Source organism: Bowmanella yangjiangensis (genome assembly GCF_017255015.1).
Taxonomy (GTDB): Bacteria; Pseudomonadota; Gammaproteobacteria; order Enterobacterales; family Alteromonadaceae; genus Bowmanella; species Bowmanella yangjiangensis.
This window is the reverse complement of record NZ_JAFKCS010000213.1, coordinates 1-1,402: the sequence shown is the minus strand read 5'-3', so window position 1 is coordinate 1,402 and position 1,402 is coordinate 1. Positions and strand designations below refer to the sequence as shown.

Here is a 1,402-nt window from a genome sequence, read left to right as displayed (position 1 = left end):
CCTGCTGCACAGTCTTTGGGCAGTCCGCAGCAGGATCGAGCACCCTGACGGAGCCGTCACTGAAGAGCCAGGTCCTTGAAAGATATGGATTTATCCATATCCCAGGGCAGCCACGACGAAAGCTGGCAAAGGCCTTGCTAAGGAAACCCTGACCACGCTCCAGATCGCCAACGGCGGCGATTCGGGCACACCGACAAAGACGTCAAAGACTCCTCGTTGCCATCGGCAGCAGGTTGTCTGCGACGTCTTTTTTCGTTTCTGTCAGTCGAGGAAATGCCATGCTCCATCGCCTATCGCCCCGCCGCCTGTCTTCGCTGGGGCTTGCCCTGGGTCTGCTGAGCGCGCCGTTGCTGCACGCCGCCGAACCGGAGAAAGCTGAACTGAAACTGGGGTTCATCAAGCTCACCGACATGGCGCCGCTGGCCATCGCCTACGAAAAGGGCTACTTCGAGGACGAAGGGCTGTATGTAACGCTCGAGGCGCAGGCCAACTGGAAGGTGTTGCTGGACCGGGTGATCGACGGCGAACTGGACGGCGCGCACATGCTCTCCGGCCAGCCACTGGGGGCCACCATCGGCTTCGGCACCAAGGCGGATGTGGTCACGGCCTTCACCATGGACCTCAATGGCAATGCCATCACGGTTTCCAACGAGGTCTGGCAGGCGATGAAGCCACAGGTGCCAATGGCCGATGGCAAACCCGTGCATCCGATCAAGGCCGACGCGCTCAAGCCGGTGATCGAGCAGTACGCCGCTGCCGGCAAGCCCTTCAATCTGGGCATGGTTTTCCCGGTGTCGACGCACAACTACGAGTTGCGCTACTGGCTCGCGGCTGGCGGTATCAACCCCGGTTACTACGCCCCGAACAAGGGCGACATCAGCGGCCAGATCGATGCCCAGGCACTGCTCTCGGTAACGCCGCCGCCGCAGATGCCGGCGACACTCGAAGCCGGCACCATCAGCGGTTACAGCGTCGGTGAGCCCTGGAACCAGGCAGCCGTGTTCAAGGGTATCGGCGTGCCGGTGGTGGCCGACTACGCGATTCGCAGGAACATGTCGGAGAAGGTCTTCGGCGTCTCGCGCAGCTGGGCGCAAGCCAATCCGGAGACTCACAAGCGCCTGATCAAGGCGCTGATCCGCGCCGGCAAATGGCTGGATGCGGACGACAACGCCAATCGCGCCGAGGCAGTGGAAATTCTCTCGCGTCCGGAGTACGTCGGCGCCGATGCCAAGGTCATCGCCAACTCGATGACCGGCACCTTCGAATTCGAGAAAGGCGACAAGCGCGAGGTTCCGGACTTCAACGTGTTCTTCCGCTACCACGCCACCTACCCCTACTACTCCGACGCCATCTGGTACCTGACGCAGATGCGTCGCTGGGGGCAGATTGCCGACGCCAAGCC

Annotated in this window: 1 protein-coding gene; it reads left to right on the top strand. The window is 62.1% G+C overall.

Annotated elements, in window-relative coordinates:
• Positions 1-278: 278 nt before the first annotated feature.
• A partial coding sequence (locus J0A65_RS23415; protein ID WP_206596692.1) for a CmpA/NrtA family ABC transporter substrate-binding protein occupies positions 279-1,402 on the top strand: 1,124 nt, incomplete at its 3' end.